The following is a 24,765-nucleotide window of genomic DNA, read 5'->3' as shown; positions in this document are numbered from 1 at the left end:
CTTTCCGCTTCCGCCCGAGGCGTCCGCGGGCACTGATTCGAGCAAGGCCCTCCCGCCGCCGCGGAAGCCGCGACGTGGGGGACACCTGCGATGCAAAGGGCCGCGTCCCGAGGTCTTCCGGTGCTCAGCGGAGCGTGCGCGGAAGGCGCCGTACGTTGCGTATGACTTTGCAAATCAATTTCAACTAGGTGGCACTTTGCGTCTTGGCGGGTGTCCTGTCAACGCGCGGAAGGCGGAATCTTCTACACCAGCCGTAGAAGTCCGCCTTCACCGCGGAGGTGCCCGTGAGGTGTGCGTCAGGCTTGCGTGGGCCAGACGGCCCGCGGTTCTTCGTCGTCCCTGGCGATGAGCAGGGTGGCGCCTTCGAGCAGGTCCTCGGATTCCAGGGCCTCCACGGCCGTGCGCACGCCCGCGTCGGCGTCCATCACCCGGCAGTAGACGCGGAGCTGCTGTTCCTGGAGCTCGCCGCCTTCGACCTCGCCATTGCCCGTCCAGCCGAGCGCGTCCGTGAGCAACTCCTCCACGGCGACGCGCTTCTCCACGTCGTGGCCGGTGCCCTTGCCCTCGACGGTGTACTGGACGATGAGGGTCATCATCGCCGTGGGCTCAGGCTCGTCATAGCCCTGGTCCACCAGGGGACCGGCGGCCTCGGCGATGACCATGTCCGGGTCTTCATCCGGGGGGAGGGGCAGTTGATGGTCTTCGCCCGTCTCGCCCACGAGGCCCTGGTGCACGGTGAGTGCGCCGTCATGCACCCAGGCCTCCCAGTAGCGGAGCCGGTTGCCTTCCTTCTTGTAGAGCTTCAGCACGCTTCGAGTCTCATTCGAGGGCCCCTGCATAGCACGGAGCCCGGGGGGCTTTTCGCTCAGAAGGCACGGCCTTGGCCCCCATCCACGGGCAGGGTGGCCCCTGTGACCCAGCGTGCGCGTTCCGAGCAGAGGAAGGCCACGACGTCGGCCACTTCCTCGGGGGTGCCGAAGCGGCCCCAGGGCAGCTCGTCGCGCACCAGCCTGGCCACCTTCTCTGGATCCGCCTTCTGGCGTTTGTCCCAGCTGCCGCCGGGGAACAGGATGGAGCCGGGGGCCACGCCGTTGACGCGGATGCGGTACTGCGCCAGGTCCACCGCCATCTCCTTGGTGAGCGCGGTGATGCCGGCCTTGGCGGTGGTGTAGGGGGCGCTGGTGGCGTACTCGCGGCCGAAGATGGAGTTGATGTGGACGATGCAGCCGCCGCCCTGCTGGCGCATGGCCTCCACGGCGCGCTGGCTGCACCACACGGCGGACAGGAGGTTGCGGTCCAGGACGGCCGTCCACTGCTCGGCGGTGGCGGAATGGAAGGCGCCCGCGCCGCCGCTGCCGCCCACGTTGTTGACCAGGATGTCCAGCCGGCTGAAGGCGCGCACCGCCGCGTCCACTGCTTCCACGGCGCCGGACTGGGTGGCCACGTCCGTCACCACGGTGGCCACGTCCACGCCCTCGGCGCGGAGCTGCGCCGCGGTGGCCTCCAGGGCCTCCTCGCCGCGTGCGCTGAGGCACACCCGCACGCCCTCGCGGGCCAGCACCGACGCGATGGCCCGGCCAATGCCTCGGCTGCTGCCGGTGATGAGGGCCGTCTTTCCTCTGAGCTCCAGGTCCATGGGCGGGCGTTCTACTGCGCCTGTCCGCTCATGGGGACGTCCTCGTGCCGGGGCGTTGAGTCCTGTGCGCAAGGCAGGGAAGCGGCGCCTGGGAGGGGTTCTGCTTCCGATGGCCGGTGCCGCGGCCGGGTGCTTCGGCCGCGGGCATCGGTGGTCGCGTCCTACTTCGCCTGGAAGCGCGCCTGCGTCGGGGTGGCCCCTGGGGTGCGCGTGATGCCGCGGTCCGGGTTGGCGGCCAGGTGCTGGAGCACCTTGAAGACTGTCTCCACCTCGTCCGGCATGCCGATGTCCGCCGCGAGCTGCTCGGCGGTGCGGGCCTCCGCGCGGGCCTCGCGCAGGCGCGTGGTCAGCTTGCGCTGGAGCTCCAGCACAACGCCCGCGGCCTTCTTGCCCGCCTCCACGCCCGGCTGGTGGTACGCGTTGATGTGCACCAGCGTGGCGTAGAAACCCACGGCGCGCTCATACAGCGCAATCAGCGCGCCCAGCGTGCGCGCGCTCACGTCCGGCACGGTGAGGGTGAGCGACTCGCGGTCCTTCTCGTAGAGCGCGCGCCGCGTGCCCAGCAGGAAGCCCAGCAGGTAGTCACCGCTGGTGACGCCGGGCTCCACTTCCTGCGAGCCGCCGTCGCGGTCCTTGAGCACTTCGATGAAGGTGGCGAAGAAGTTGAGCACGCCTTCACGCAGCTGCTGCACATAGGCGTGCTGGTCCGTGGAGCCCTTGTTGCCGTAGACGGCGATGCCCTGGTTCACCACCTGGCCATCCAGGTCCGTCTCCTTGCCCAGCGACTCCATGACGAGCTGCTGGAGGTAGCGCGACATCAGCAGCAGCCTGTCCTTGTACGGCAGGATGACCATGTCCTTGTGGCCCCGGCCATCACCGGCGTAGTGCCACATGAGCGCCAGCAGCGCGGCCGGGTTCTTCAACGCGTCACGCTCGCGCGTCGCCGCGTCCATGTCGCGCGCGCCCTTCAGCAGCGCGTCGATGTCTAGCCCCTGCAGGCGCGCGGGCAGCAGGCCCACCGCGGATGTCACCGACGTGCGGCCGCCAACCCAGTCCCACATGGGGAAGGTGCGTAGCCAGCCCTGCTTCTTCGCGTGGTTGTCCAGCTCGCTGCCCGCGCCGGTGACGGCCACCGCGTGCTTGCTGAAGTCCAGGCCTCGCGCCGTGTAGCCGCGCTCGGCCTCCAGCATGCCGTTGCGCGTCTCCTTGGTGCCACCTGACTTGCTGATGACCAGGGTGAGCGTCTCCGACAGCCGCTCGCCCAACTGCGCCAGCACGCGGTCGAAGCCGTCCGGGTCCGTGTTGTCGAAGAAGGACACCTGCATCGGGTCCTTCGCCGTGCCCAGCGCGTCCGCCACCAGCTGCGGCCCCAGCGCCGAACCGCCAATGCCCACAATCAACACGTGCGTGAAGCGCTGCGCCTTCTGCGGCTTCACCCGGCCCTCATGCACGTCCTTCGCGAAGGCGTGGATGTCGGCCACCGTGTCGGTGATTTCCTTCCGGAGCGCGGGCTCGGGCGCAAGCTCCGGCGCGCGCAGCCAGTAGTGGCCCACCTTGCGCTTCTCGTCCGGGTTGGAGACGGCGCCCTTCTCCAGGGCCGCCATCGCGCCGAAGGCTTCCTCCACGCGGGGGCGCATCCGCTCCAGGTAGTCCGCCGGGAAGCGCATCCGCGAGACGTCGAGCGTGAAGTCCAAGGCCGGGACGACGCACAGATAACGCTGGTACCGCTCCCACAGTTCTCGCTCGGTCATGGCTCCTCCTGGCAGTTCTCGCGTCGCGAAAAGTGCCGGATGGCTTAGCGCCTCCGTGCGCGGGTGGGAAGCTGGACGGCGGTGTCGGTGCGCGTCGACGGGGCCGCGGGCGGCCGTGTGCTCAACACCTCACACGGAGGGGCGGGCCCCTTCGGGCGGGGGCTGTACTCCGGACGGCCGGGGCGCCTCTGAGGCGTCGGGCTTCCAGGCTGGGTTGCGGAAGACGTAGCTCAGGCGCTGCTTCAGGGAGCCGGGCTTCGCCGCGTCGCGCGTGATGGCCGCGAACTCGTGGAAGGCGATGCGCACGGGATTGAACGTCTCCAGGTTCTTCGTCAGGCCGTACACGGGCTTCTCACCCTCCGGCTCGAACGTCCCGAAGAGCCGGTCCCAGATGATGAGGATGCCCGCGTAGTTCTTGTCCAGGTAGCGCGGGTTGGACGCATGGTGCACGCGGTGATGTGACGGCGTGTTGAGCACCCACTCCAGCGGGCGCGGCAGCCGGCCAATGGCCTCGGTGTGAATCCAGTACTGGTAGAGCAGGCTGACGGACTGCTGCACCACAATCATCACCGGGTGGAACCCGAGCAGCGCCAGCGGTGCCCAGAAGACGAAGCTGGTGGGCGGCGTCCACGTCTGCCGCAACGCCGTGGAGAGGTTGTAGTGCTGGCTGGAGTGGTGCACCACGTGGGAGGCCCAGAAGAAGCGGCTCTCATGGTGGACGCGGTGGAAGGCGTAGTAGCAGAGGTCGTCCGCGAAGAAGATGAGCACCCATGCCAGCACGCCGGTGCCCATGCGCAGCGGCGTGAGGTGGTAGAGCGCCAGGTAGCCGGCGAAGGCCACGCCCTTCCACAGGACGTTGATGGCCACGTTGCCCAGCCCCATGGAGATGCTGGCAATCGTGTCCTTCCAGGTGTGGCCCACCATGGGACGGCCTTCGTCCCGCTGCTTCTTCACCCAGAGGGCCTCGGCAATCACCGTGAGGGTGAACACCGGGATGGCCGGGGTGATGAGGTCGGGGATGTGTGCTGCGTCCATGGTGGGACCCTCCGTGTCGGCGAACTCAGGAGCGGGCGCGGCGGCGAGGCCGCGCCAATGAGGGGAGGAAGGCGTTGCGCATGAAGTGGGTGAGCGCATCCAACATGCGCCGGTGCGCCGGGTCGTTCGGCCGGGCGCTGCCTCCCACCGCGGCGCCCTGCACCGCGTCCAGCGCCAGCTCCACGATGGAGTCGAAGTCCGGGTGCTCGGAGGCCTCGGGAAACAGCTCGCGTGCAACGCGGTGCAGGTTCTCCCGGTGCGGCCCGTCCACCGCCGCCAGCGCCACGCGCAGCTCCGCGTCCGTGCGCGCCGCGACGTAGAGCTCGATGGCGGCCTGCAGCTCCGGGCGCTGGAAGGCGGCCCACAACATGTCCACCGCCGCCGCGATGCGGTCCCTGCCTGACGGCCGGGCACCCACGCCCGCCAGGTAGTCCTGGATGAGCCGCGGGAAGAGGTGCTCCACCGCCGCGGCCAGCAGCTCCTCCTTCGTATCGAAGTGGGTGAAGAGCGCGCCCTGTGACAGGCCTGCCCGTTTGGACACCTCCACCGTCGTCAGGCGGGCGTAGCCCTGCTCCACCAGCGTCTCGATGGTGGCGTCCAGCAGCTTGCGCCGCGTCGTCTCACGGCGCTCCTGCTGCGTGCGGCGGACAGGCCGGGCCGGCGCGTCCGATGGAGTGTTCTTCGCGGCCATTCGACTCCCAGGATAATGTCGAACTTAGTGAGTGACCAGTCACTTTCTGCGACCAGGGGTGAGTGATCCTCACAGTGGCGTGTGCCGCCACCTGTCCCCGTACATGGGCATGTCGAAAGGGAAGTGGCCGCTCGCGATGCGCGCTTGGCCCGCTTCCCGAGCGGCCGAGCGGATAGGGGCCTAGCTGTCATGTGCGCGGCGTTCGCTCGGGACTCGGGTATGACTCCCCCCGGGAGGGTGGGCGTGCCGAGGCCCTCCGCGTCGTACAGCAGACAGGCGCGGCGAAAATCCGCAGGGAAATACCCGCGCCACTTGCCCCCGTTTCCGCCCCGCCCCGATATGAACCTTTCAGCCCTCCTTCTTGGTTCTCTCCTGGCTTCGGCCCCTGCGGTTCCTTCCTCTTCCGCCACCGATGTGGGCGAAATGCCCGAGGTTGGCGTTCCCTTCGCCTGTGGTCGCATCCACACGGTGAGCCAGGGACATGACACGGGAAGTCACCAACACAACGACACGCACGCGTGGGATTTCCGCATGCCGGATGGCACGCCCATCGTCGCCGCGCGTGACGGCACGGTGCGTCTGTCTCGCGGTGACAGCACCAAGGGTGGCTGTGACGAGAAGTTCGCGCCCTACGCCAACTACGTCGTCATCTCCCACGGTGATGGACTGGAGACGCAGTACCTCCACTTCAGCGCGGTGGTGGTGAAGCCGGGTGACGTGGTGAAGGAAGGCCAGCTCATCGGCTTCTCCGGCTCCACGGGCTGGGCCTGCGGCGCGCACCTGCACTTCAAGGTGGCGCGTGAGAGCGGCAAGGGGTGGAACAACCCGTCCGTTCCAGCGCGCATCGCTGGCTACGGGGACCCGGTGCGCGACACCCGCGTGGCCGCGCCCATCTGCAAGGACAACGGCACGCAGGCGCTCATGGCGAGCAACGGCGGCACGCACACCCCGGGTCAGCCGGTGGTGTCCATGTCACCGGAGCGCCAGCAGGCCCTTCGCGGCCTCCCGCCCGGGGCGCAGAGCATCCTCGACGGTCTCTCCCAGCCTCCCGCCCAGGGCGGCCAGGGCCTCAACGAAGCGCGCACGTCCGGCGGTACCCGCACGGCGAGCGGCCCCAGCGAGACTCGCTGAAGCCAGCAGCACGCCCGCGCCGGCGAGCAGCATGAAGAGAGCCCCCGCGTTGACGAAGTAGTCCAACGGCAGCAGGGGGCCTTCCACGTAGGCCCGCACCACGCGGTAGCCCACATGGCCCAGCAGGGCCAGCAGCGGCAGGTTGATGAGCGGCAGCACCAGCCAGCGCGCGGTGCGCCACCAACCGGCCACCGCCTCCGCCACGCCGGTGGTGGCGGTGTAGCGCCAGGCGCCCGCTCTGGCCACCCGCACCTCCTCCAACAGCGTGTCCACGTCGGGGACGCCCAGCAGCGCGGGCTCCAGTCCGCTCGCGCGCGCCACGCTGCGCGCCTCCGCCAGCGCGGTGCGCGCCGCGGCCTGGGCGCTGAAGTCGTCCTCGAAGGGCTCCACCACCGCGGACTCCGCGGCCCTGGCGCGGGTGTGTCCGCGCACCACGTCCACCACGGTGGAGGCCGCCGCCACCGCCAGCCCCGCGGGCAGGCTGCTCCGCCCCACCAGCGCCGCCGCGCCCAGCCCGCTGGCGCCCCAGAGGGACAGCCGCAGGCCCCAGGCCGCGGGCCCCCAGAAGCGGCCTCCCGCCTGACGCCGCACCTCCGCCGCCAGGTGGCCGTGCGCCAGCCGCAGCCGCGCGTCGAAGTCCGCGCGCAGGCCCTCCGCCGCCTTCTCCAGCCCCGAGTCCAGCGCGGCGCGCGTGCGTGACAGCGTCGCGTCCGTCTCCTTCAGCGCGGCCTCCACGCGGGTGTGCACCTCTTCCAGCGCGCCCATCGCGTTCGTCTTGCGCACGCGCGCGGCCACCGCCTGCGTGGCCAGTCCGCGCAGGTGGAAGAGCAGGGCGCCGAACTCGCCGGACACGTCCCGGCCGTCCTTCGCCGACAAGGCGCTGATGGCGAAGACGGGCACGTCTTCTTGTGCAAGGCCGTACTGCTCGGAGGCCACGCGGCGAACCTGGGCCTTGAGCGTGTCGCGCGACTCAGGAGACAGCTCGTCCGCGAAGTTGAGGATGAAGACGAGCGCGCGGCGGCGGGCGAACTCCGTGAGGAACTCCACCTGGGAGGCCTCCGCCACGCTGCCGCGGTGCATGACGACGAGCGCCACATCCGCGCGCTCCAGCGCCGCGCGGGCCACTTCGCGGTGCGTGGTGGCCACGCTGTTGAGGTCCGGCGTGTCGATGAAGACCTGTCCGCCCCACAGGCCCTGGGGGCCGGGGGCATACGTCATGACCCGCGCGCCGGAGCCCGCCAGCGCGTCCGTGGGCATGCCTTCTGGCGCGAACACGGTGGCGGCCGTGCTGGTGGGCCGGTTGACGCCTTCACGCGACAGGGCCTGCCCCGCCAGCGCGTTGAGGAGGGTGGACTTGCCCGCGCCGGTGGCCCCCACCAACGCCACGCTCAGGGGGGCATCCTTGCGTGCCACGCCGCGCGCATAGTCGTCCACGAGCCGCTCCAGGCGCGCGGCATGCGGCCGGAGCGCGGGCAACTCCAGGGCCGTCTTCAGCAGGGAACGCAGGGCATCGGGTTCAGGCAGGCTCGTCTCGTCCACGTGGAGAGAGCCTGTCCCGGCTTCGCCCGGGTGACTACGAAGAAGATGCGTGGAGGGTGCGCCAGCGTGCAGTTTCCGGCGGCGACCCCTCGCGGGGTGCCCTACCGGGAACGTCGGGTGCCCGGGTGGGGAGGGGACCGGATGGCAGCGGGGATGCCGGGAGGAGTAGAAGCAGTATCACCATGGACCTCTTCCTCATGTCGCCGCCGGGACGCACGTGGGCCCTGCGTGGCCGCAGCAACTTCCGCAGCCGCGAGGCGCCGCCCGTGGACGCGCGTCAGGCCCGGCGGGAATGGCTGGCGCTGGCCCGGGACATCGAAGCGCGCGGCGGCACGGTGGTCGCGTTGCCGTCTCCCTCCGAGCTCCTGACGGGCATGCCGTACGCCGCCGAATGTGGACAGGTGGTGGCGCGTCAGGGCGCCGCTCCGTTGTTCGTGCTGCCGCGGATGATGAGCGCGCACCGGCAGACGGAGCGCGAGCACTGGGCGCCCCTGGCCCGGTCGCTGGGCATGGAGGTGGTGGACCCGGGCGTGGGCATCTGGGAAGCCCACGGCGACGTGGCCACCTTCGACGGTGTCACGCTGCTGTTCTGGGGCGGCCGCACGACGCTGGACGGCCTGGAGGCCGCGGCGCGCTACTTCCCCGGAGAGGTGCTGCGCATCCAGGTCCGCGAGCCCGCCTTCCACGGCAACATGGCGGTGCTGCCACTGCCCGCGGTGGACCGGCTGATGGTGTGTCCGGAGGTGATGGCGCCGGAGTCGTATGCGCTGCTGCGAGAGCGCTTCGGCGAGCACCGGCTGCTCCTCGTGACGGAGGCGGAGATTCGCCGCTACGCGACCAACGGGCTGCCGGTGGGGCGTGACGTGCTGGCGCCTTCGGTGGTGCCGGACTCGGTGCGTGAGCGATTGGAGGCGCTGGGCCTGCGTGTGGTGTCGCTCACCATGCGCGAGCTGTGTGAGAAGGGAGGCGGCTCGTCGCGCTGCCTCGTGTCTCGCGCCGAGGTGGACGCGGCGACGCTGAACATCCCAGACGCGTTCCGGTTGTCGGCCATCGCGAGGGACATCGATGCCGATGGGTGACGCGGGCGCGCTGCCACGGCAGGCGGAGGCCTTCCTCGCCGCGCACCCAGGCACGTCGCTGGTGGCGCTGGGCTCGGGCGAGCACGCGGGCTCGTTGGACTTGGCGCCGCTGGGCGTGCCGGTGACGTTCCAGCCCGCAGAGCGGAACGTGGACCTGGCGATGCAGTACCTGGCGCTGAACCAGTTCGCCTTCGGTGGCATCGGCGTGCCGCGTTGGGTGCTGTCGGACCTGTATCTGCTACCGGGCGCCATTGGCCTGCTGCGCTGTCCGGCCCGGATGCTCGCGGCTCCCGTGCGCGAGCGTCTGGGGCTGGCCGACGAGGACCCGGCCATTGGCGCGGCCTACTACGCGGCGCCTTCGGTGACGCCGGGGCTGTTCATTGGCGTGTCGCTGCTGAGCGTGCTGCCGGGGACGGGGGCGTCGCCGTGGGTGAAGCTGCTCACGTTGCAGATGCTGCGCGCGCGGCGGCTGCGAGGCGTGGCCCAGTGGGACAACCCCAGCGTTCGCGTCCATTCCAGGCTGGGCCCGCTGCGCCTCGTGGGGCGCGTGCCCGGTGGGCATGAGTACGGAGAGCGCTCCTTCGTCTATGAGTCGGAGCTGACGGACCGGACGCGGCTGGGCGACGCGATGGCGCGGCGCCTTTCGCTGACGCCGTCGCTTCGTGTGCCCGCCAACGACCTTCCGGCGCTGAGCGCGCTGCTCGACCGCGCGGAGGCGGGCGAGGTGCTGCACCTGGTGCCTCCGGGGCTGGATGCGGGACAGGTGCTGGTGCGCGAAGGGCCTCTCGGCTGAACGCGCGCGGGCGGGCTCAGGGCGCTGGCGCGGCGGGCGACTCCATGTCCTCTTCCAGCGCGAGCCGCAACGCGCGGGAGCCGTCGCGGAGGATGGGCGCTCCGTGGGAGAAGCACAGCGTCTCCACGGGAAGGTGGTCCAGGATGCGCTGGACGCTGTGCCGGGTGCGCAGCGGTTCGTCCTGGTACTCGCTGGGGATGAACTCCGGCGTCTCCCCCTCCTCATGCGTGAGCAGGTCGGAGAGGAACGCGACGCCGCGCGGGTGTTGCTGCATCCACAGCGTGTACATCGCCTCGGTGGGCCCGGGCGTGTGGAACGAGATGAGCCCCGCGGGCAGCGTGTCTCCCGCGACGTAGAAGAAGTCGGGCTGCTCCTCCAGCGTCTGTGCTCCCTCGGGTGCCCAGACGGGCACCTTGAAGGCCTTGCGCAGCCGCCACGCGGAGCGCTGGTGGTTCCCCGCCGTCAGGACAATGGCGGAGATGTTCCCCAGCTTGCGCAGTGCTGCCTCGTCGATGGGCAACGGGTCGATGAGGACGACGGCGCCATCCGTGTCCACCACGGCGTACGCGTCGCTGCGCGCGCCGCCGATGCGGTCATCGGAGAGGGTCCAGTGGTGGACGCCGGGCACCAACTCGCTTGTCCGCTTCGCCTTCCCCTTGGGCTCGCTCATGCGGACAAAGCTAGGCACCCCCATGCGCTGTGACCGGGGCGGGGAGGGAGGCCACGGCCTGGATGCTCTGCTGCTTCCACGGCGGGCGCCCGAGGATACGGGGACGTCGTCCGTGGGACGGCACAACGTTCCCGCATGATGGCGCGAATCTCTCGCGGTATGCTGGCCCGGCCCCTGGTGCTCTTCGACGGCGACTGCGCGTTCTGCCGGCGCTGGGCCGCACGCTGGCGATGGCGCACCGAGGACCGTGTCCGCTACCGGCCGGGCAGCGGGTGGCGCCGCTGGCTGCTGGGCATCCCGAAGGCGGACATGCGCAGGGCCATGCAGTTGGTGGAGCCCTCCGGCCGGGTGTCCCAGGGCGCGGAGGCCCTCTTCCGAGCGCTCGCCGCGTCACCTCGCCGGGGGACTCGAGCGGCCGCGAGGCTGGGCTTGATGCCGGGGGTGTTGCAGTTGGCCCAGGGCGTCTACGCGGTGGTGGCCCGGAATCGTCGTCAGGCGGCGGGCGTGGACCGCTGGCTCTTCGGGCGCGCGGTGGTGCCGCACGAATACCGGTGGGTGCGCTGGGTCTTCCTGCGGCTGCTGGGAGGAACGTTCCTTATCGCCTTCACTTCGCTGGGGCGGCAGGTGCGGGGATTGTATGGGACGCAAGGCCTCCGGCCCGTGGCGGAGCGTCTGGCTGCGGAGCGCCGCGAGGAACCCTCGGCGCTCGCGCGGTGGCGGCGCATTCCGTCGCTGTTCTGGTGGGACGCGTCGGACGCCGCGCTGGTGCGTGGGTGCTGGACGGGGCAGGTGCTGTCCCTGGCGTTGCTCTTCAACGTGGCGCCCCGGCTCAGCGTGTCGTCGCTGTGGGCGCTGTACCTCTCCTACGTGGCCGTGGGGCGTGAGTTCCTCTCCTTCCAGTGGGACGTGCTGCTGCTGGAGATGGGGCTGCTGGCGGCGCTCACCGCGCCCGGAGGACCGCGGCCGGGCCTGGGCCGCGACGAGCCCTCCGCGCTGGATGTGTTCCTCTTCCGGCTGCTCGTGTTCCGGCTCTACTTCGGCTCGGGGGTCAGCAAGGTCCAGTCGGGGGACCGGACCTGGCGCGAGCTGACCGCGTGCGAGCACTATTACGAGACGGCGCCGCTGCCCACGCGGGGTGGTTGGTACGCGCATCATCTGCCCCGACGGCTCCAGCGGGCCTCGACCGGGGCGGTGCTCTGGCTCGAGACGGTGGTGCCCTTTCTGGCCTTCGGGCCCCGGCGCTTGCGGCAATTCGCCTTCTGGAGCCTGAGCGGCTTGCAGACCGCCATCGTCGCCACGGGGAACTACGGCTTCTTCAACGTCCAAGCCTGGGTGCTGGGCGTGTGGCTCCTGGATGACGCGGCGCTGCGGCGGGTGCTGCCTTTGAAGGACGGGCCTCCCGCTCAGCCACGGCCCTGGTGGCGTACCGGCGTGTCCGCGCTGGTGGTGTCGCCGCTGCTGGTGCTGGGGGCGTCGGAGGTGCTTCGCAGGTTCGAAGGGTGGCAGCGGTACCGGCCCGAGCGCGTCGGCGCGATGCTGACGTGGCTGGAGTCCCAGGCGCGGCCCCTGCGTTCGGTGAATCCCTACGGCCTCTTCAGCATGATGACGGTGCAGCGGCCGGAAATCGTCGTGGAGGGCTCCGACGACGGTGAGCAGTGGAAGGAATACTCCTTCCACTACAAGGTGGGGGACCCGGCCCGGCCTCCCCGGCAGGTGGCTCCCCACCAGCCGAGGCTGGACTGGCAGATGTGGTTCGCCGCGCTCGGCTCGCCCCCTGGCTGGTTCGTCGCGTTCCTGGCCCGGCTGCTGGAGGGCTCGCCGGAGGTCCTGGGCCTGCTGGCGGGCAACCCCTTCCCGGGCCGGCCGCCTCGGATGGTGCGAGCGGTGCTGTACGACTACCGGATGACGGACGTGGCCGAGCGGCGGCGCACGGGCATCTGGTGGCGGCGGGAGCGGCTGGGCCTCTACGTGCCGCCCCTATCGCTGGCGCCAGGGCCCCGGCCTCGTGGACGCATTCCCGCGCTGCAATGGCATGCCGGGGCGTGAGGCGGGTGGGAGCAGGCGTGCGGCCCTGAACCTCGAGGGCCCCTTTTCGTACGCCGCCGATGGGGTGGGGCTACAATGGGGGCTTCCCACCCATCTCCGCCGTCGTGACGCCGTGAAGACGCCGCGCATTCCTATTTGCCTCCCCCTTGTCGCCGTCATCGGGCTGCTGAGCGCCTGCGGGCCCACGCCCACCACCATGAAGCTGGAGCCGCTGGAGACGAAGTACCTCCGCACGCCTGGGCAGACCGTGAAGCTGGCGTACGAGGTCTTCGACGCTGAAGGCCAGCCCATGTCCGACGCGAAGCTGCGGTGGACCAGCTCCGCGCCGGACGTGGCGCAGGTCCAGGAAGGCTTGCTGACGGTGCGCAAGTCGGGGAAGACGACCATCGGCGCGACGGGGGGCAAGGTCCGCGCGGCGTTGCCGCTGGAGCTGACCATCCTCAACTCGCTGGACGTGCGTGCCCCGGGCGCGGACTTCCTCGAGGTGGGGCGTGTCATCAAGCTGCGCGTGGTGGCGAGGAACGAGCAGGGCTCCTCGTTGCAGGACGCGATGCCCACGTTCCGCTCCTCGGATGAGATGGTGGCGCGAGTGGAGGATGGGCAGTTGGTGGCCGTGCGCCCGGGCAAGGCGACCCTGAGCGCGACACTGGGGCACCTCAGCCGGCACATCGCGGTGCAGGTGGTGCCGGCGGACTTCGCGCGGCTGGGCCTCAACCTCACGCACCACGCCTTCCAGCGGAGGGGGCAGTCCGTGCAGCTCCAGGCGCGAGCTTTCAATCGCAGCGGCGTCGTGTTGGACACGGTGCCGCTGGAGTTCTTCACCTCGGACTCCGCCGTGGTGTCGGTGTCACCCGAAGGCCGCGTGACGGCGGTGGGTTCCGGGCGCGCGGTGGTGTCCGTGGTCGCCGGTCGGCGGCGGTCGGCGGCGGAGTTCGTCGTTCCGTAGCGAGTCTTTCCCGCGTCTACGGCTTGGGCGCCGCCGCGGGAGCCTTCGACTTCGCCTTGGGCGTGGCAGGAGCCTTCTTGGTGGGGCGCTTGCGCTTCTTGTCCTCCGCGTCCTCCGGGCAGGGCGGACGCGGGCCGTCGCTCGGCGGCTGGATGGTGAAGTCGACGCGGCGGTTGAGCGCCATGCCTTCTTCCGTCGCGTTGTCCGCCAGCGGCCGCGAGCGGCCAAATCCCTGCGAGCACAGCCGCTCCGCCGCCACGCCGCTCTCCACCAGGAAGCGCATGACGCTGGCCGCGCGGCGGCGCGACAGGTCCAGGTTGTACGCATCGCTGGCGCGAGAGTCGGTGTGACCCTCGACGTGCACCCGGTCGGCCTCGGTGTTCTCGTTCATCACCCGAGCGACCTCCTCCAGGATGGGGAAGGACTCGGAGAGGATGATGTCCTGGTCGGTGGCGAAGTTGAGCTGCTCCAGGATGACAATCCGGTTGCCATCGCGGCGGGCCAGCGGGCACCCGTCCTTGCCGCGGCTGCCGGCGGGCTGGTCCGGGCACCGGTCGAGCCGGTCGACCACGCCGTCACCGTCCTTGTCCGTGTCCGGGCAGCCCATGTTGGCCACGGGGCCAGCCACGTCGGGGCACGCATCCGACTCGCCAATCACGCCGTCACCATCCGGGTCGATGGGCGGCGGCGGGGGCTCGGGCGGCTCCTTGAAGCGCTCCAGGGCCTCCCACTCGCGCGTCTTCGCCGGAATCCACAGGATGGACGTGAAGAAGCTCAGCGAGGGCGAGGCGATGGAGCAGCCGCAGCCCATGCCGCCGCCGAACGTGAAGGTGAGCCCGGTGGAGCTGTACCAGCGCAGGCCGAAGAGCGCCTCCGCGGGGACCTGCCGGGGCTCATCGGGCTGCTTCTGCAACCCCACCGCGCCGTGCACCATGCCCACCGCGGTGACACCGCTGCCGCGAAGGATGGGGACCTCCGCGCCGACGCCGAAGGGCATCATGTCGCCCACGGACACGCCGCTGAAGACGCGGTCCGGGCGCTTCCAGAAGCCGCCGTTGAGCGCCAGGAGGATGCCGTTCTCGAAGCGATAGTCCAGCACCAGGCCCGGGGCCCAGGTCAGCTCGCCGTCTCCGGCGAAGGCGTCCTGGGCGCCGGTGGGGAAGCTCACGTTGAGCGTCACCGCGCCGCCCCAGCCCTTGCCCTCGGCGGGCCGGCGCAGGCCCGGGATGGCCACCTTGCCGGTGAGCCGGAGGTCACCGAGCACGAAGCTCTCCACGCTCCCCTCGGTGCCGATGACCTCCAGGTTGGCGCCGCCCTGGGCGAGGATGAGCGGCATGTCCACGCCGACCTCGGCCCAGTCGAAGAGGCCAACGGTGGCCATGACGTCCAGTTGAAGGCGGTTGCCGACCAGGTTGATCTTGCTCAGGTCTCCGCCCTCGGGAATCAGCGACAGGGGGTTGAGCGAGTAGCTGAGGTACGGCCCGGCCGAGACGGACAGGTGTGACAGCGGACGCGACTGCTGCACCACGACCAGGTCCTGGGGCGCGCCGGACGGACGGAAGAGCTGCACGTTGAAGCGCGCGTCTGGCTGAGCAGTGGCGGCGGTGGACAACCCCAGCGCCACGATGAGGAACAGGTGCGAGGGCTTCATCGAGCAGGGCGCCGGGGGCGGAGGAACGTGAGGCCCGCGGCGAGCAGTAGCAGGAAGGTGGTGCTTCCAGCGGGCGTGGCGTCGGCGGTGGTGCCGCAGCAGAAGGCGCCGCCTTGGGGCTCGGTGCCCGGCTTGCGGCGGCCGCGCTCGCACTCCATCGTCTTCGCGGAGCAGTGCTCCACGCCCAGGCAGTCTCCGCTGTCGGAGCAGGCGGTGGAGCAGGTGTTGGTCGCAGTGTCGCAGGTGCCGCCGCAGGGGCAGTGGGCATCCGCGAAGCACTCCACGCAGGAGGTTCCGTCGCAGACCGTTCCCGGCTCGCACGTCACCGCGCATGCGCCCGAGTTCTCACACGTGCGCGTGGTGGGGTTGCACACGCCGCTCCCGCAGTCCCCGTCATCCGTGCAGCCCACGCAGGTGCTGCCCTGCACGGTGCCATTGGAGAGGCAGAAGGGGGTGTCACCACCGCAGGCGCCACAGCGGGGGCCGCAGTGCTTGTCCGTGGTGCAGGACGCGCATTCGCCACTGAGGCAGAACTGGCCGTCGCCGCACTCCAAGTCGTTGCGGCACTGGACGCAGACTTCGCCGTCGAGGCAGTAGGGGCGCTCGCCGGGGCACTTCACGCAGCCAGGGCCGCAGCTGTCGGCCGTGTTGCACGAAGGCACGCTGTCCACGCAGCGGCCGTTGGCGGTGTCGCACTGCTGTCCCGCGGCGCACTGGCTGCTGGTGGTGCACTCCACGCAGGTCGGCTTGGCACCGGGAATCAGCGCCGCGCACTGGGTGCCGCTGGGACAGCAGTTGCAGGAGTTGCCTGCGCACGAATCATTGGTGGCGCAGGGCGAGCAGACGTTGTCGGTGCAGGACTCGCCTTGAGGGCAGTGGGCGTCTTGCGTGCACTCGCGGCACTCGTGGAGGTCGGTGGCGCAGACCTCGCCGTTGGTGCACTGGCTGTCGTCGTTGCACTCGACACATGTGAATGTTTCGGTGTCACAGGCGCCCGTGGCGCAGTCGCTGTCTTCGTTGCAGCCGGTGCACTGGTTGGTTTCGAGGTCGCAGCGGCCGTTCGGGCACTGGCCGTCCTCGGTGCACTGCACGCACTGGGTGCGGCCGTTGATGTTGGCGCAGTGGGGAGAGGATTCGTTGCAGGGGGAGCAGTACTCGCCGCAGAAGAGCGAGGAGTCGCAAGGCGCGCAGAGCGCCGCCGCGTTGCAGTGGAAGAAGGAGCCGCAGCCTCCGTTGCCGGGCAAGTTCGCGTTGCCGCGGTTGCACTGCTCGCAGCGGTCGGGCTGGCCCTCGAAGGAGAGGATGCCGTTCTCCGTCTGGAAGAACTGCGCGGGACGGAGGAGCTGGAAGCCGGAGCTGAAGAGGTTGATGACAGGGGGCTGGTTCGCGGCACGCTCGAAGTCAGTGAATGTGCCCGTGTGCATCGACATCTCGAGGGCTGCGTGTTCCGTGACCTGGGAGTAGAGCATCTCCACGGCGTAGATGCCGGGCTGGGAGAACGTGACACTGTTGGTCGTCCGCCAAGTGGGCGCTCCTAGCTGCGGCGGCCGGTTGATGACGGTGTATGACTGACTTCGGTCATAGACGACCATGCTGATGGCATCATCCGCGTAGAAGCCGAAGTGCAGCGGCTGCTCAGCCAGTTCCGCAGTGACATTTAGGTAGCCGCGAAACCGCGATACGGCGGGAGTGAACGCGTCGTTGTCGGCGATGATGTTGAAACTACAGCCGCCCGTGGAGCAGCCCGTCGAGGTCTCTTGTCCAACGAAGTCGCCGTAGCTCAGCGTGCGGCCGTCGTTGAGGTTGTTCGACAAGTCGAACTGCGTCCGTAGCACGGTCGTGACGCGAGTCTGCCGACTGGCGGGCTCCTCGAGGTACCCATTGATCGCATCGAGGTAGGTGCCTCGAGTCTGAGGGAACTCGTTCAGCGAACGCGTCCACACATTGGACGCTACGCACAGGCCTTGCCCATCACCAGCGAGTGCGGGAGCAATGGGGGGCCCTTGGATGACGACATCGGGCAGCTTCTGGCCCCAGGCGGTCGAGGCCGCGAGGCACACCGCCAGGACAGTGAGCGCGGTACGCGCGATGCGGGACACGGGCGATTTCAAAGCCCCGCAACAATGCGGGATATCTCCCACAACCGCAATTCCGGCAACGTGCGGCTTTCCGCTACGACGTCGCAGGTCCTCCAGCGGTCGCTCAACGGCGGAGATTCAATGCGCCGCTACTACCCGGAATAGTTCGGAATGCAGGTCGCTCCGGCTCAGACCCGCTTGCAGCTCACGTCCCCATCCTGGGAGCGGATGAACGCGGCGGTGAGTTCCGTGCCCAGTGCCGCGCACAGCACCTCGAAGGTCCGCCGCCGGGCGCCGCCAACCACAGACGGCTGGCTGGCCAGCGTCTCCGGATGTCGCACGAAGATGTTGTAGCCCACGATGCATCCATCCGCGCGGAGCACGGTGATGCCATCGGTGGCCATCATTCCCCGCAGCAACTGGGCGGCGGCGCGCACGGCGGTGCCCGCGCTGTCAGTGGGGTCCACGTGGTAGCGCTCCAGCAACGCCACGATGTCCAGCGGACGGGGCAGGATGATGCCGTCCACGAACAACGTGGAGCCCGCGCGCTCCCGGGGCAGCACCGCCACGAGCGCGCCGTGGGAGCCCTGCATCACCTCGAAGAGCACCCGGCGGAAGAACCCACGCGCACGCTCGCGACTGTGCGTGGTGACGCCGGCCGTGACGACGTCCGCCAGCTCATCCATCACCTCCGGCGGAGAGGCTGACTCCACCCTCGCGCCGGACAGGTACACGTGCCGGCACAGCCCTCCGCCCGAGCGCAACTCCAGGATGTTGTCGGCGAGCTGAAGCACACCCACGACGCCCGCGCCCCTGTCCTCGACACGGCGCAGCCGCTCCAGCGGCGTCTCCGCCAGAGGAAAGGGGTCCGTCCGGAAGACGCCGTAGGCGAAGCCCTCCGGGACGCGCAGCAGGTACAGCGCCCACCAGCGCCCCTGGCCCAGCGGCGCGCACTGCTTGAGCGCGCGCTGGATGGTGGCGCGCGAACGCGGACCGATACCGATGGCAATCGGGTCATGCCCGCCCAGGTGTTCGAGCATCTGTCCCAGATCGTCTCCCACGAAGGCCATGGGAAACAGCGGGGCGCCCTCCTCGCGATAGCGCGACAGGGTGACGATGAGCTCGCCGATGGCGTCCGCCGTCTGCTCGCAGGACATGCGTGCTTCGTCCAGGAACGTGCTGACGGCGTCGGTCAGCAAGTGTCGGAAGGAAAGGACGAGAGGTGGCGAGCCCAGTCCGGCTGGGTCCGAGCCGTTCATGAGACACCCAGCATGGCGCATTGCCGCCGGACACGCACGGACGGAGTGACAGCGGGCCAGGAGGCTTGTTCCCTCACCGAGGCGCCATCGTGCGCCAGTGTCCGCCGATTCAGCCCGGGCTGATGCCGGGTGTCAGCGTCACTGAGTACCCTCGGGACGCACGGTCCGTCAGGACAAGCCTGCCCGAGCCTCCTCCAGCCGGGTCGCCGTCTGGTTCCAGTCGCTGGCCAGCCCGTCGAGTTGCTTCAGGATGTCGGAGAAGTACCGCGCCTCCAGAGCCTTCGACAGGGTCGCGCCGTGGGCATCCGCCCACTTCTTCGTGACGCGAGCCCGCACCTGGGCGCCCAGCAGGTCCACGAAGCGCTCCATCAGCGGCGTGGACAGCAAGGTGCCCGCCCAGACGACCGCGTCATGGCCCATGCCGCCCGTGGCCACCGTCACCACCGCCGCCGCGCCCGACGGCACGGAGTACACCAGCGTCGTCAGTGTCTGGAGAAGCTCCTCCCGCATGCCACCCTGAAGCTCCGCGGAGACCAGCTCCCGGCAGTACGCATACAGCGTGGCCCGGTCCGCCGCGTGCGCGTGCAGGGGCTCGAAGCCCAGCGGCTCCTCCAACTTCGTCAGCGTCACCGGACCGAAGGCTTCCTCCAGCTTCGTCCGCGTCTGCGCGTCGGCTCGCCACGCGGCCACTTCGGGTGCGAAGGCATCCACCAGCCGTCGCACTCCGTCCTTCAGTGACTCGTCCACCGCGTGGGTCGGCGTGTCCTCGCCCGGGGCTTCGGGCGCGGTGAAGGACTCGCGCACCTTGCGGGTGACGAAGGTGAGCGCCGTGGCCAGCCCCCGGAAGGGCAGACGCACCCACTTGTGGAACTGACTGCGCGCATCCAGTTCGTCGCGGAAGGCGTCGATGAGCACGTCCGCGGGCACGGCCTTCAGCGCCGCATGCGCCCCCACCACGTCCAGTTCGTGGCGCAGTCGCTTGCGGAGCCGGTCGGGCTCCCGCGCCGCCTCCGAGGCCGCGCGCGACACGGCCTCCATCTCCGCGCGCGCATCCGCGAGCGAGGCTTCCAGCGCCCGGGCCTTCAACTCGCGCGCGTGTTCGGCCTGTCCCAGCAGCGCGCCCAGCGCAGGCTTCCCGTCCAGCGGCTCCGTGGCCAGGGGCTTCAGTCCCGCCTCCACGTCGGGCTGGTGCGGCGCCAGGTAGCGCGCCAGCGCCGGGTGGCCCACGTCCTCGGCGAGCTTGTCCAGGTGCCCGCGGGCCACCTCCTCGCGCGTGGCCTCGTTATAGACGAGCAGGTACGGCCGCCCATGCCCCACGGCCGCGCGCAGGAAGTCCACCAGCGCGGCGTTCTGGTACGTCTGCCGGCTCACCACGAACGCCAGCACATCCACGGTGACGAGCAGCGCCTCCGCGCGCTCGCGGTTGTCGCGGTACACGCTGTCGAAGTCCGGCGTGTCCATGACGAGCAGTCCGCGAGGCACCGCGTCCGACAGCGTCAGGTACAGCCGGCCAGGAGGCCCCGCCTGGTCCACGGGCGCCGAGCCGCCGGAGGCCACGGGCACGATGTCATAGCGCCGCGTCAGGAAGTCCTTCAGCGGCCCGGTCCACGTCTCCGGGTGGGCCGCCGCCAGGCACTGCTTGGTGAGCCCGCCCTCGGGCCTCGCGGGGGACAGCGCCGCGCCCACCAGCGAGTTGAAGAGCGTGGACTTGCCCACGTTGTTGGGGCCGGCGATGGCCACCAGGAGCAGGGGCGCGTCGGCGGAGCCCAGGCGGGGGAGCAGGTCGCGGCGCAGGCGTTCGGCCAGACGGCGCGCGAGCTCGGCGTCCGAGGCGTCCGGGAAGCGCTCGGGAGCGGGCAGGGCGTCCAGGGCGGACGCGAGGCAGGTGCGCAGGGTGTACGGGTCTCTCATCACCAGAAGTCCTCGCACCACAGCACGCGGGACGCCCCATGCCCAGGTACTTGTCCCACCAGGTGTCGGCTGGGGACAGAGCGGGTGGAGCGCGGTAGGGTGAGCCCATGCGCCTTCTCGCCGCCTGCCTGCTCCTGTCGGGGCTCGTCGCCTGCACCGCCGCGAACACGAATGCCCCCGCGTCCGACGCGTCTCACGCCAAGGGCCCGTTGCCCTTCATCGAGGATGACTACGCCCGCGCGCTCGCCGAGGCCCAGGCGAAGGGGCTCCCCCTCTTCGTCGACGTCTGGGCGCCCTGGTGTCACACGTGCCGGTCGATGAAGGCCTACGTCCTGTCCGACGCGTCGCTGGCCCGGCACGCGGACCGCTTCGTGTGGCTGGAGGTGAACACCGACCTGACGTCGAACGCGGCGTTCCAGGAGCAGTACCCGGTGGAGTTCTGGCCCACGCTGTATGTCATCGACCCGCGCCAGGAGAAGGCCCTGCTGCGCTTCGCCGGCAGCGCCACCGTGGCGCAGTTGGAGAAGCTCTTCGAGGACGGTGAGCGCGCGTACAAGGGCGGCGTCACTGGCGCCGAGGCCCTGCTGGCTCGCGGGGACGCGCTCTATGCGGAGGGGCGCTCGGCCGAAGCCGCGGAGACGCTCGCGGAGGCCCTGGTCGAAGCGCCCGCGGACTGGTCCCGCCGGGGCCGCGCGGTGGAGTCGCTGCTGACGGCGATGTACGGCGCGAAGCAGCACGAGGCATGCGCGCGCAAGGCGTTGGAGGAACTCCCGAAGACGCCCCGCTCGCTGTCCTGGGCCAATGGCGCCCTCTTGGGCATGTACTGCGTGCTGTCGCTGCCGGAGGACCACGCGGCGGGGGCGGAGCTGCGCGGCGGCCTGGAGGCCAAGGTGGCCGAGGCGCTGGCGCCCCCGGCCATCGAGATGTCCGCGGACGACCGCTCTGGCCTGTACGAGGTGCGCGTGCAGGCGCGCGAGGCGGCGAAGGACACGGCGGCCGTGAAGGCCCTGTCGGAGGAGTGGCTGGCGTTCCTGGAGGCCGAGGCCGCGAAGGCGCCCAATCCCCAGGCGCGGACGGTGTTCGACTCGCATCGCATGCTCGCGGCCATGAAGCTGGAGACGCCCGCCCGGGCGATTCCCGCGCTCGAGCAGAGCGAGAAGGACCTGCCCCAGGACTACAACCCGCCCGCGCGCCTTTCGACGCTGTACCGGCTCGTCGGCCGGCTGGATGACGCGCTCGCCGCCAGCGACCGTGCCCTGGCGCGGGTCCAGGGGGCGCGGCGGCTGTCGGTGCTGTCGGGCCGCGCGGACATCCTCGTGGCGCGCAAGGACACAGCGTCCGCCGTGAAGACGCTGGAGGAGGCCATCACCTTCGCGAAGTCGCTGCCCGCCTCTCAGGTGTCGCCACGCCAGGTGGCCGGGCTGGAGAAGAAGCTCAGCGGTCTTCAGGCCTCGGCGCAATAGCCGCCGCGCGGGTGTCCAGGTCGAACAGCTCGTAGTCCGGGGCCTGGCACTCGCACATGGCTCCGTCGGTGAGCACCAGCATCGCGGTGCCGGGTGCTGGCGGAGGCGGCGCGCCGTGGGCGTAGTCCACGCGCGTTCCATCCGTGACGAGATGCCGAAGCACGCCGTCGCGGGCGCCGATGGGGGGCAGCCCCAGCATCGCGCGGCTTCGCTTGTCGCGGGTATGGCCCACCACCTGCGTCAGGCCCGTGGGCAGGCGTCTCGGGTCGAAGCGGCGCCGGGGCGTGCCGCGCACCCGCTCGGCGTCCTCGGGCAGCAGGCTGGGGCGCTGGTAGAAGATGCCCGTGCCCTCGCCCTGGGCCGCGTTGCCTGGGTGGTGCAGTCCCGGAATGACGAGCGGGCCTCGAGTCCAGCCCGCTACCGCCGCATCCAGGGCCGCGTTCAGCGCCGCCGCCACCTGGTTCGCGTCCTCGCGCTGGGCGGGAGGCAGGCGCGTCACGTCCAGGTCCTCCTGCGTGACGCCCGCGTGCAGCACCAGCAGGTCAGGGGCCGCGGCGTGGGCCACGCGGAAGCGCTTCACCCGCAGCAGGTGCTCCACCCAGGCGCGCTGCACCTCGCGGAAGTTGCCGAAGTCGCGGGCCACCAGCTCCGCGGAAGGAACTTCGGGCCAGCGCGCGAGGAACGCCTGCTCCGCCGCTTCGTCCGTAGCGCCTCCCTGGTAGATGCGGTCCGCTTCGGTCTGGGCCTCGGCGAAGCGCGCATCCGTGAAGCCGGCCAGTTCGCCCACTCGGCCCAGGTCGTGGTTGCCCAGCAGCATCACCGTCTGGTTCGCCGGGTGGGCGGCCAGCCACGCCACCAGCGCCAGCCCACTGGCGGCGGCGGACTCACGTTCGGGGGGCTTGCCCCAGTCGAAGTGGTCTCCCACCGAGATGAGCTGCACGTCGGAGCGCAGCCAGCCCTCGCCGGTCAGCAGTCCGTGGTTCGCCAGGATGGCCAGGACCTGGTCCAGGTCGGCCTGAGGGTCCCCCATGACGAGCCGCCGCCGCCAGACATGGTCCTCCGCTGGGACGGAGCGCGGTGCCTCCGCCGCGGCCTCGGCGGCCCGCGCGAGCGTGGCCTGGATGGATGACGTCTTGCTCACGAGCTCTGGAAGAACCGGGCGATGAGCGCCGAGCGGCTTTCCACCCGTGCCTTGCTTAGCAGATGCGTGACGTGGACTTCCACCGTGCGCTCGGCGCAGCCCAGCCGGCCGGCGATGGACTTGTTCGTCTCGCCCTGGATGATGTGTGTCAGCACCTCGGACTCGCGAGCGGTGAGCGACCAGCGCGCCGACAGCGCCTGTACGCGCGCGGCGGCGCTGGACGCGGTGCCGGTGTCGATGGCCAGGTAGTGCGGTGGCAGGCCGGTGGTGAGCAGCGGCGTCATGGTCAGCGGGCCGGAGCAGGGAATGCCCTGGGCGCCCCGGCGCAGGGACTCCATCAGCTCCGGGTCATGCCGTTCCAGCCGCGCGCGCCCGGCGTTGTTGGCGTGCACCACGCGGCCACTGGAGCTGACAATCCAGGCGGCGCGCCCCAGCGCTTCCATGGCGACCTGCAGCGCCGTGGACATCAGGCCCGACTCGCGCAGCCGCGTCTCCATGGTCAGCCGCCGCTGGAGCGCGGGCGTCAGGGCCTGGAGCAGGCGCTGCTCGCGCTCGGTGAATGGCTCGGCGCGGGCCAGGCCCACCCAGCCCAGGAGCACCGGCCCATCACAGACGAGCGTGCGCAGCCATTGCATGTTCTCCACGCCGAGCTGCCGGAACATCGCCGCGGAGCGGGCGCTGATGCGCTCCCGGGTGCTCTCCAGCGATTCCTCGCTCATGCCCAGCCGGCGCCCCACCTCGCTGGCCGACAAGTCATGAAGTGGCAGCTGGCGGGCTGACTCGGTTTCCGTCAGCGAGCGGAAATGCAGCGCGCGGTTGCGCTGCGCGGGCTCGGGCCGGGCGGGATTGAACCAACCCCATGGGTCTCCCCAGGCAGACACCTGGCTCTCAATGGCCGCATGCACTGTCGCGGCGGGGAGTGGGAAGCCCGCGCAATAGGAGTAGCTCGCGTGGTAGCGCTCGGGACCTACGTCCACGCCATAGGCGACGGCACGTTCGGCCCGCAAAGCCTCTCGTAAAGCGCCTAGCACCGGGGGCAGGGATTCTGTCCCGGGCTCGGCCTCCACGAGCATTGCCTCAAGGTCCGTCAGCAGGCCTTGCTCCTCGGAATTCAAACGAATCACGGTTTTGGAAGTATACGCCCGTCAGGGTTTGCGCCCAGTCCCTGACCCTCCTTCACTCGCGTCTTGAACGTTTAGAATTGTCCCCACAGGGGCTTCTTGGCTTTCAAACGTTCTGGGTTTTTAATGACCCAGGGATTTCCCCGATAGCCGGACACGGGGCAGTGGCGGAACACTCTCATGTTGGCCCCCGGGGGGGAGGGCCGCCGCGGTGAACTGTGAGCGCGCGCCGGGCGCTCGGTTTCGGGTGCCCGGTGCGCCGCTCCTTTCCCGCACGCCTGGCGTCCGCACTCCAACCCGCGAGGATGGCTGCCTTTGTGGGCCCACCAGACCTCATGGGACATGCAGGAAGCGAGGCAGGCGCCCGGGGGGCACCACCCTGCGCAGGAAATGAAGCATGCCCAGGCCCAGGTAGGCCATGCCCAGGGCCAGTGCAGCCCAGCCCAGCCAGGCGCTGATGGCGCCCGTGCCCAGGCCCACCAGGGCCCAGATGGCGAGCGCCGTGCCCACGCCCCAGGGCATGGCCGTGCGCAGGTGGGGCGGACTGAAAGCACCGCCCAGGGCGCAGAAGGCGGCCGCCATGACGCCAAAGCCGAACCACTTCGGCTCCTGGACGGGGAAGATGGCCGCCATGGATAGCAGCGCCGTGAAGAGTCCGAGAATCGCGAGTCCCAGGGTCATGGCTTACTCCGTGGCCGTTCCTGGGAAAGGTGCTCACCGAGCGCGTAGCGCGTAACGCACCTTCGGTTCGTGGGCTTCGCGGCATGCCGCGTGGTGTCGTGCGTAAAGGCGTGAAATCGCAACATCCTTCCGCTCGGCACGCT

At 70.3% G+C, this 24,765-nt stretch carries 19 protein-coding genes and 1 pseudogene; 6 read left to right on the top strand and 14 right to left on the bottom strand.

The window, feature by feature from the left end; genetic code table 11:
• Positions 1-296: 296 nt before the first annotated feature.
• The 5 genes from BHS09_RS35525 to BHS09_RS35505 all read right to left on the bottom strand — a co-directional run bounded on the left by BHS09_RS35525 (position 297) and on the right by BHS09_RS35505 (position 5,113).
• Positions 297-839 carry a hypothetical protein gene (locus tag BHS09_RS35525; protein ID WP_140795791.1) on the bottom strand — a complete coding sequence of 181 codons (543 nt, stop codon included), beginning with the start codon at positions 837-839 and terminating at the stop codon, positions 297-299.
• Positions 840-865: 26 nt separating this feature from the next.
• The gene (locus tag BHS09_RS35520; RefSeq protein WP_140800274.1) at positions 866-1,636 is read right to left on the bottom strand and encodes an SDR family NAD(P)-dependent oxidoreductase; all 771 of its coding nucleotides are present in this window, start codon (positions 1,634-1,636) and stop codon (positions 866-868) included.
• 161 nt (positions 1,637-1,797) lie between these two features.
• Entirely contained in the window at positions 1,798-3,387 is a 1,590-nt protein-coding gene (locus BHS09_RS35515; protein WP_140795789.1) for a glucose-6-phosphate isomerase, read from the bottom strand.
• Between the two features lie 129 nt (positions 3,388-3,516).
• Positions 3,517-4,422, bottom strand: a complete 906-nt coding sequence (locus tag BHS09_RS35510) for a sterol desaturase family protein (RefSeq protein ID WP_140795788.1) — start codon at positions 4,420-4,422, stop codon at positions 3,517-3,519.
• A 25-nt stretch (positions 4,423-4,447) separates the two neighbouring features.
• On the bottom strand, positions 4,448-5,113 hold the full coding sequence (locus BHS09_RS35505; RefSeq protein ID WP_140795787.1) for a TetR/AcrR family transcriptional regulator: 666 nt from the start codon (positions 5,111-5,113) through the stop codon (positions 4,448-4,450).
• Positions 5,114-5,302: 189 nt separating this feature from the next.
• Here BHS09_RS35505 and BHS09_RS40145 point away from each other — a divergent pair.
• Positions 5,303-5,905, top strand: a pseudogene (locus tag BHS09_RS40145) (M23 family metallopeptidase); the annotation flags it as partial.
• A gap of 180 nt (positions 5,906-6,085) precedes the next feature.
• Here the strand turns inward: BHS09_RS40145 and BHS09_RS35495 are convergent.
• Positions 6,086-7,783: a GTPase gene (locus BHS09_RS35495; RefSeq protein WP_140800273.1), complete on the bottom strand. Its 1,698-nt coding sequence runs from the start codon at positions 7,781-7,783 to the stop codon at positions 6,086-6,088.
• A 182-nt stretch (positions 7,784-7,965) separates the two neighbouring features.
• On the opposite strand from BHS09_RS35495, the gene BHS09_RS35490 reads away from it, so the two are divergent.
• A complete protein-coding gene (locus tag BHS09_RS35490; RefSeq protein WP_140800272.1) occupies positions 7,966-8,862 on the top strand; it encodes a dimethylarginine dimethylaminohydrolase family protein in 897 nt (298 codons plus the stop codon).
• Positions 8,849-9,655 carry a hypothetical protein gene (locus BHS09_RS35485; protein WP_140800271.1) on the top strand — a complete coding sequence of 269 codons (807 nt, stop codon included), beginning with the start codon at positions 8,849-8,851 and terminating at the stop codon, positions 9,653-9,655. Before BHS09_RS35490 ends, BHS09_RS35485 begins: the two co-directional genes overlap by 14 nt.
• 16 nt (positions 9,656-9,671) lie before the next feature.
• On the opposite strand, the gene BHS09_RS35480 is transcribed toward BHS09_RS35485, so the two are convergent.
• A complete protein-coding gene (locus BHS09_RS35480) occupies positions 9,672-10,325 on the bottom strand; it encodes an MBL fold metallo-hydrolase (RefSeq protein ID WP_174258989.1) in 654 nt (217 codons plus the stop codon).
• A 138-nt stretch (positions 10,326-10,463) separates the two neighbouring features.
• Between BHS09_RS35480 and BHS09_RS35475 the strand changes: the two genes are divergently transcribed.
• Both BHS09_RS35475 and BHS09_RS35470 read left to right on the top strand, forming a co-directional pair.
• A complete protein-coding gene (locus BHS09_RS35475; protein WP_140800843.1) occupies positions 10,464-12,371 on the top strand; it encodes a lipase maturation factor family protein in 1,908 nt (635 codons plus the stop codon).
• Between the two features lie 112 nt (positions 12,372-12,483).
• Positions 12,484-13,317, top strand: coding sequence for an Ig-like domain-containing protein (locus BHS09_RS35470; protein ID WP_140795782.1), 834 nt, complete (start codon positions 12,484-12,486; stop codon positions 13,315-13,317).
• 16 nt (positions 13,318-13,333) lie between these two features.
• On the opposite strand, the gene traB is transcribed toward BHS09_RS35470, so the two are convergent.
• The 4 genes from traB to BHS09_RS35450 all read right to left on the bottom strand — a co-directional run bounded on the left by traB (position 13,334) and on the right by BHS09_RS35450 (position 20,216).
• The gene (traB, locus tag BHS09_RS35465; RefSeq protein ID WP_140795781.1) at positions 13,334-14,968 is read right to left on the bottom strand and encodes an outer membrane exchange protein TraB; all 1,635 of its coding nucleotides are present in this window, start codon (positions 14,966-14,968) and stop codon (positions 13,334-13,336) included.
• A complete protein-coding gene (gene traA, locus BHS09_RS35460) occupies positions 14,965-17,067 on the bottom strand; it encodes an outer membrane exchange protein TraA (protein WP_237080028.1) in 2,103 nt (700 codons plus the stop codon). The genes traB and traA overlap by 4 nt, the downstream gene beginning before the upstream one ends.
• 167 nt (positions 17,068-17,234) lie before the next feature.
• Positions 17,235-18,326 (bottom strand): hypothetical protein, encoded by a 1,092-nt coding sequence (locus BHS09_RS35455; protein ID WP_140795779.1) that lies wholly within the window; start codon positions 18,324-18,326, stop codon positions 17,235-17,237.
• A gap of 147 nt (positions 18,327-18,473) precedes the next feature.
• Positions 18,474-20,216, bottom strand: a complete 1,743-nt coding sequence (locus tag BHS09_RS35450) for a GTPase domain-containing protein (protein WP_174259381.1) — start codon at positions 20,214-20,216, stop codon at positions 18,474-18,476.
• A gap of 107 nt (positions 20,217-20,323) precedes the next feature.
• On the opposite strand from BHS09_RS35450, the gene BHS09_RS35445 reads away from it, so the two are divergent.
• A complete protein-coding gene (locus BHS09_RS35445) occupies positions 20,324-21,679 on the top strand; it encodes a thioredoxin family protein (protein WP_140800269.1) in 1,356 nt (451 codons plus the stop codon).
• On the opposite strand, the gene BHS09_RS35440 is transcribed toward BHS09_RS35445, so the two are convergent.
• The 3 genes from BHS09_RS35440 to BHS09_RS35430 all read right to left on the bottom strand — a co-directional run bounded on the left by BHS09_RS35440 (position 21,651) and on the right by BHS09_RS35430 (position 24,622).
• Entirely contained in the window at positions 21,651-22,820 is a 1,170-nt protein-coding gene (locus tag BHS09_RS35440; protein WP_140800268.1) for a metallophosphoesterase, read from the bottom strand. The genes BHS09_RS35445 and BHS09_RS35440 overlap by 29 nt on opposite strands.
• A complete protein-coding gene (locus tag BHS09_RS35435; RefSeq protein ID WP_237080027.1) occupies positions 22,817-23,827 on the bottom strand; it encodes a helix-turn-helix transcriptional regulator in 1,011 nt (336 codons plus the stop codon). Before BHS09_RS35435 ends, BHS09_RS35440 begins: the two co-directional genes overlap by 4 nt.
• Positions 23,828-24,274: 447 nt before the next feature.
• Entirely contained in the window at positions 24,275-24,622 is a 348-nt protein-coding gene (locus BHS09_RS35430; protein WP_090487659.1) for a hypothetical protein, read from the bottom strand.
• Between the last annotated feature and the right edge of the window lie 143 nt (positions 24,623-24,765).

This window comes from Myxococcus xanthus (assembly GCF_006402735.1).
GTDB classification, from domain to species: domain Bacteria; phylum Myxococcota; class Myxococcia; order Myxococcales; family Myxococcaceae; genus Myxococcus; species Myxococcus xanthus_A.
This window is presented reverse-complemented; position numbering and strand designations above follow the sequence as displayed.

Excerpts from the sequence above, each read along its gene's own strand:
- BHS09_RS35525 (WP_140795791.1), bottom strand. The coding sequence starts at position 839 with ATGCAGGGGCCCTCGAATGAGACTCGAAGCGTGCTGAAGCTCTACAAG.
- BHS09_RS35520 (WP_140800274.1), bottom strand. The coding sequence starts at position 1,636 with ATGGACCTGGAGCTCAGAGGAAAGACGGCCCTCATCACCGGCAGCAGC.
- BHS09_RS35515 (WP_140795789.1), bottom strand. The coding sequence starts at position 3,387 with ATGACCGAGCGAGAACTGTGGGAGCGGTACCAGCGTTATCTGTGCGTC.
- BHS09_RS35510 (WP_140795788.1), bottom strand. The coding sequence starts at position 4,422 with ATGGACGCAGCACACATCCCCGACCTCATCACCCCGGCCATCCCGGTG.
- BHS09_RS35505 (WP_140795787.1), bottom strand. The coding sequence starts at position 5,113 with ATGGCCGCGAAGAACACTCCATCGGACGCGCCGGCCCGGCCTGTCCGC.
- BHS09_RS35490 (WP_140800272.1), top strand. The coding sequence starts at position 7,966 with ATGGACCTCTTCCTCATGTCGCCGCCGGGACGCACGTGGGCCCTGCGT.
- BHS09_RS35485 (WP_140800271.1), top strand. The coding sequence starts at position 8,849 with ATGCCGATGGGTGACGCGGGCGCGCTGCCACGGCAGGCGGAGGCCTTC.
- BHS09_RS35480 (WP_174258989.1), bottom strand. The coding sequence starts at position 10,325 with ATGAGCGAGCCCAAGGGGAAGGCGAAGCGGACAAGCGAGTTGGTGCCC.
- BHS09_RS35475 (WP_140800843.1), top strand. The coding sequence starts at position 10,464 with ATGGCGCGAATCTCTCGCGGTATGCTGGCCCGGCCCCTGGTGCTCTTC.
- traB (WP_140795781.1), bottom strand. The coding sequence starts at position 14,968 with ATGAAGCCCTCGCACCTGTTCCTCATCGTGGCGCTGGGGTTGTCCACC.
- BHS09_RS35455 (WP_140795779.1), bottom strand. The coding sequence starts at position 18,326 with ATGCGCCATGCTGGGTGTCTCATGAACGGCTCGGACCCAGCCGGACTG.
- BHS09_RS35450 (WP_174259381.1), bottom strand. The coding sequence starts at position 20,216 with ATGAGAGACCCGTACACCCTGCGCACCTGCCTCGCGTCCGCCCTGGAC.
- BHS09_RS35445 (WP_140800269.1), top strand. The coding sequence starts at position 20,324 with ATGCGCCTTCTCGCCGCCTGCCTGCTCCTGTCGGGGCTCGTCGCCTGC.
- BHS09_RS35430 (WP_090487659.1), bottom strand. The coding sequence starts at position 24,622 with ATGACCCTGGGACTCGCGATTCTCGGACTCTTCACGGCGCTGCTATCC.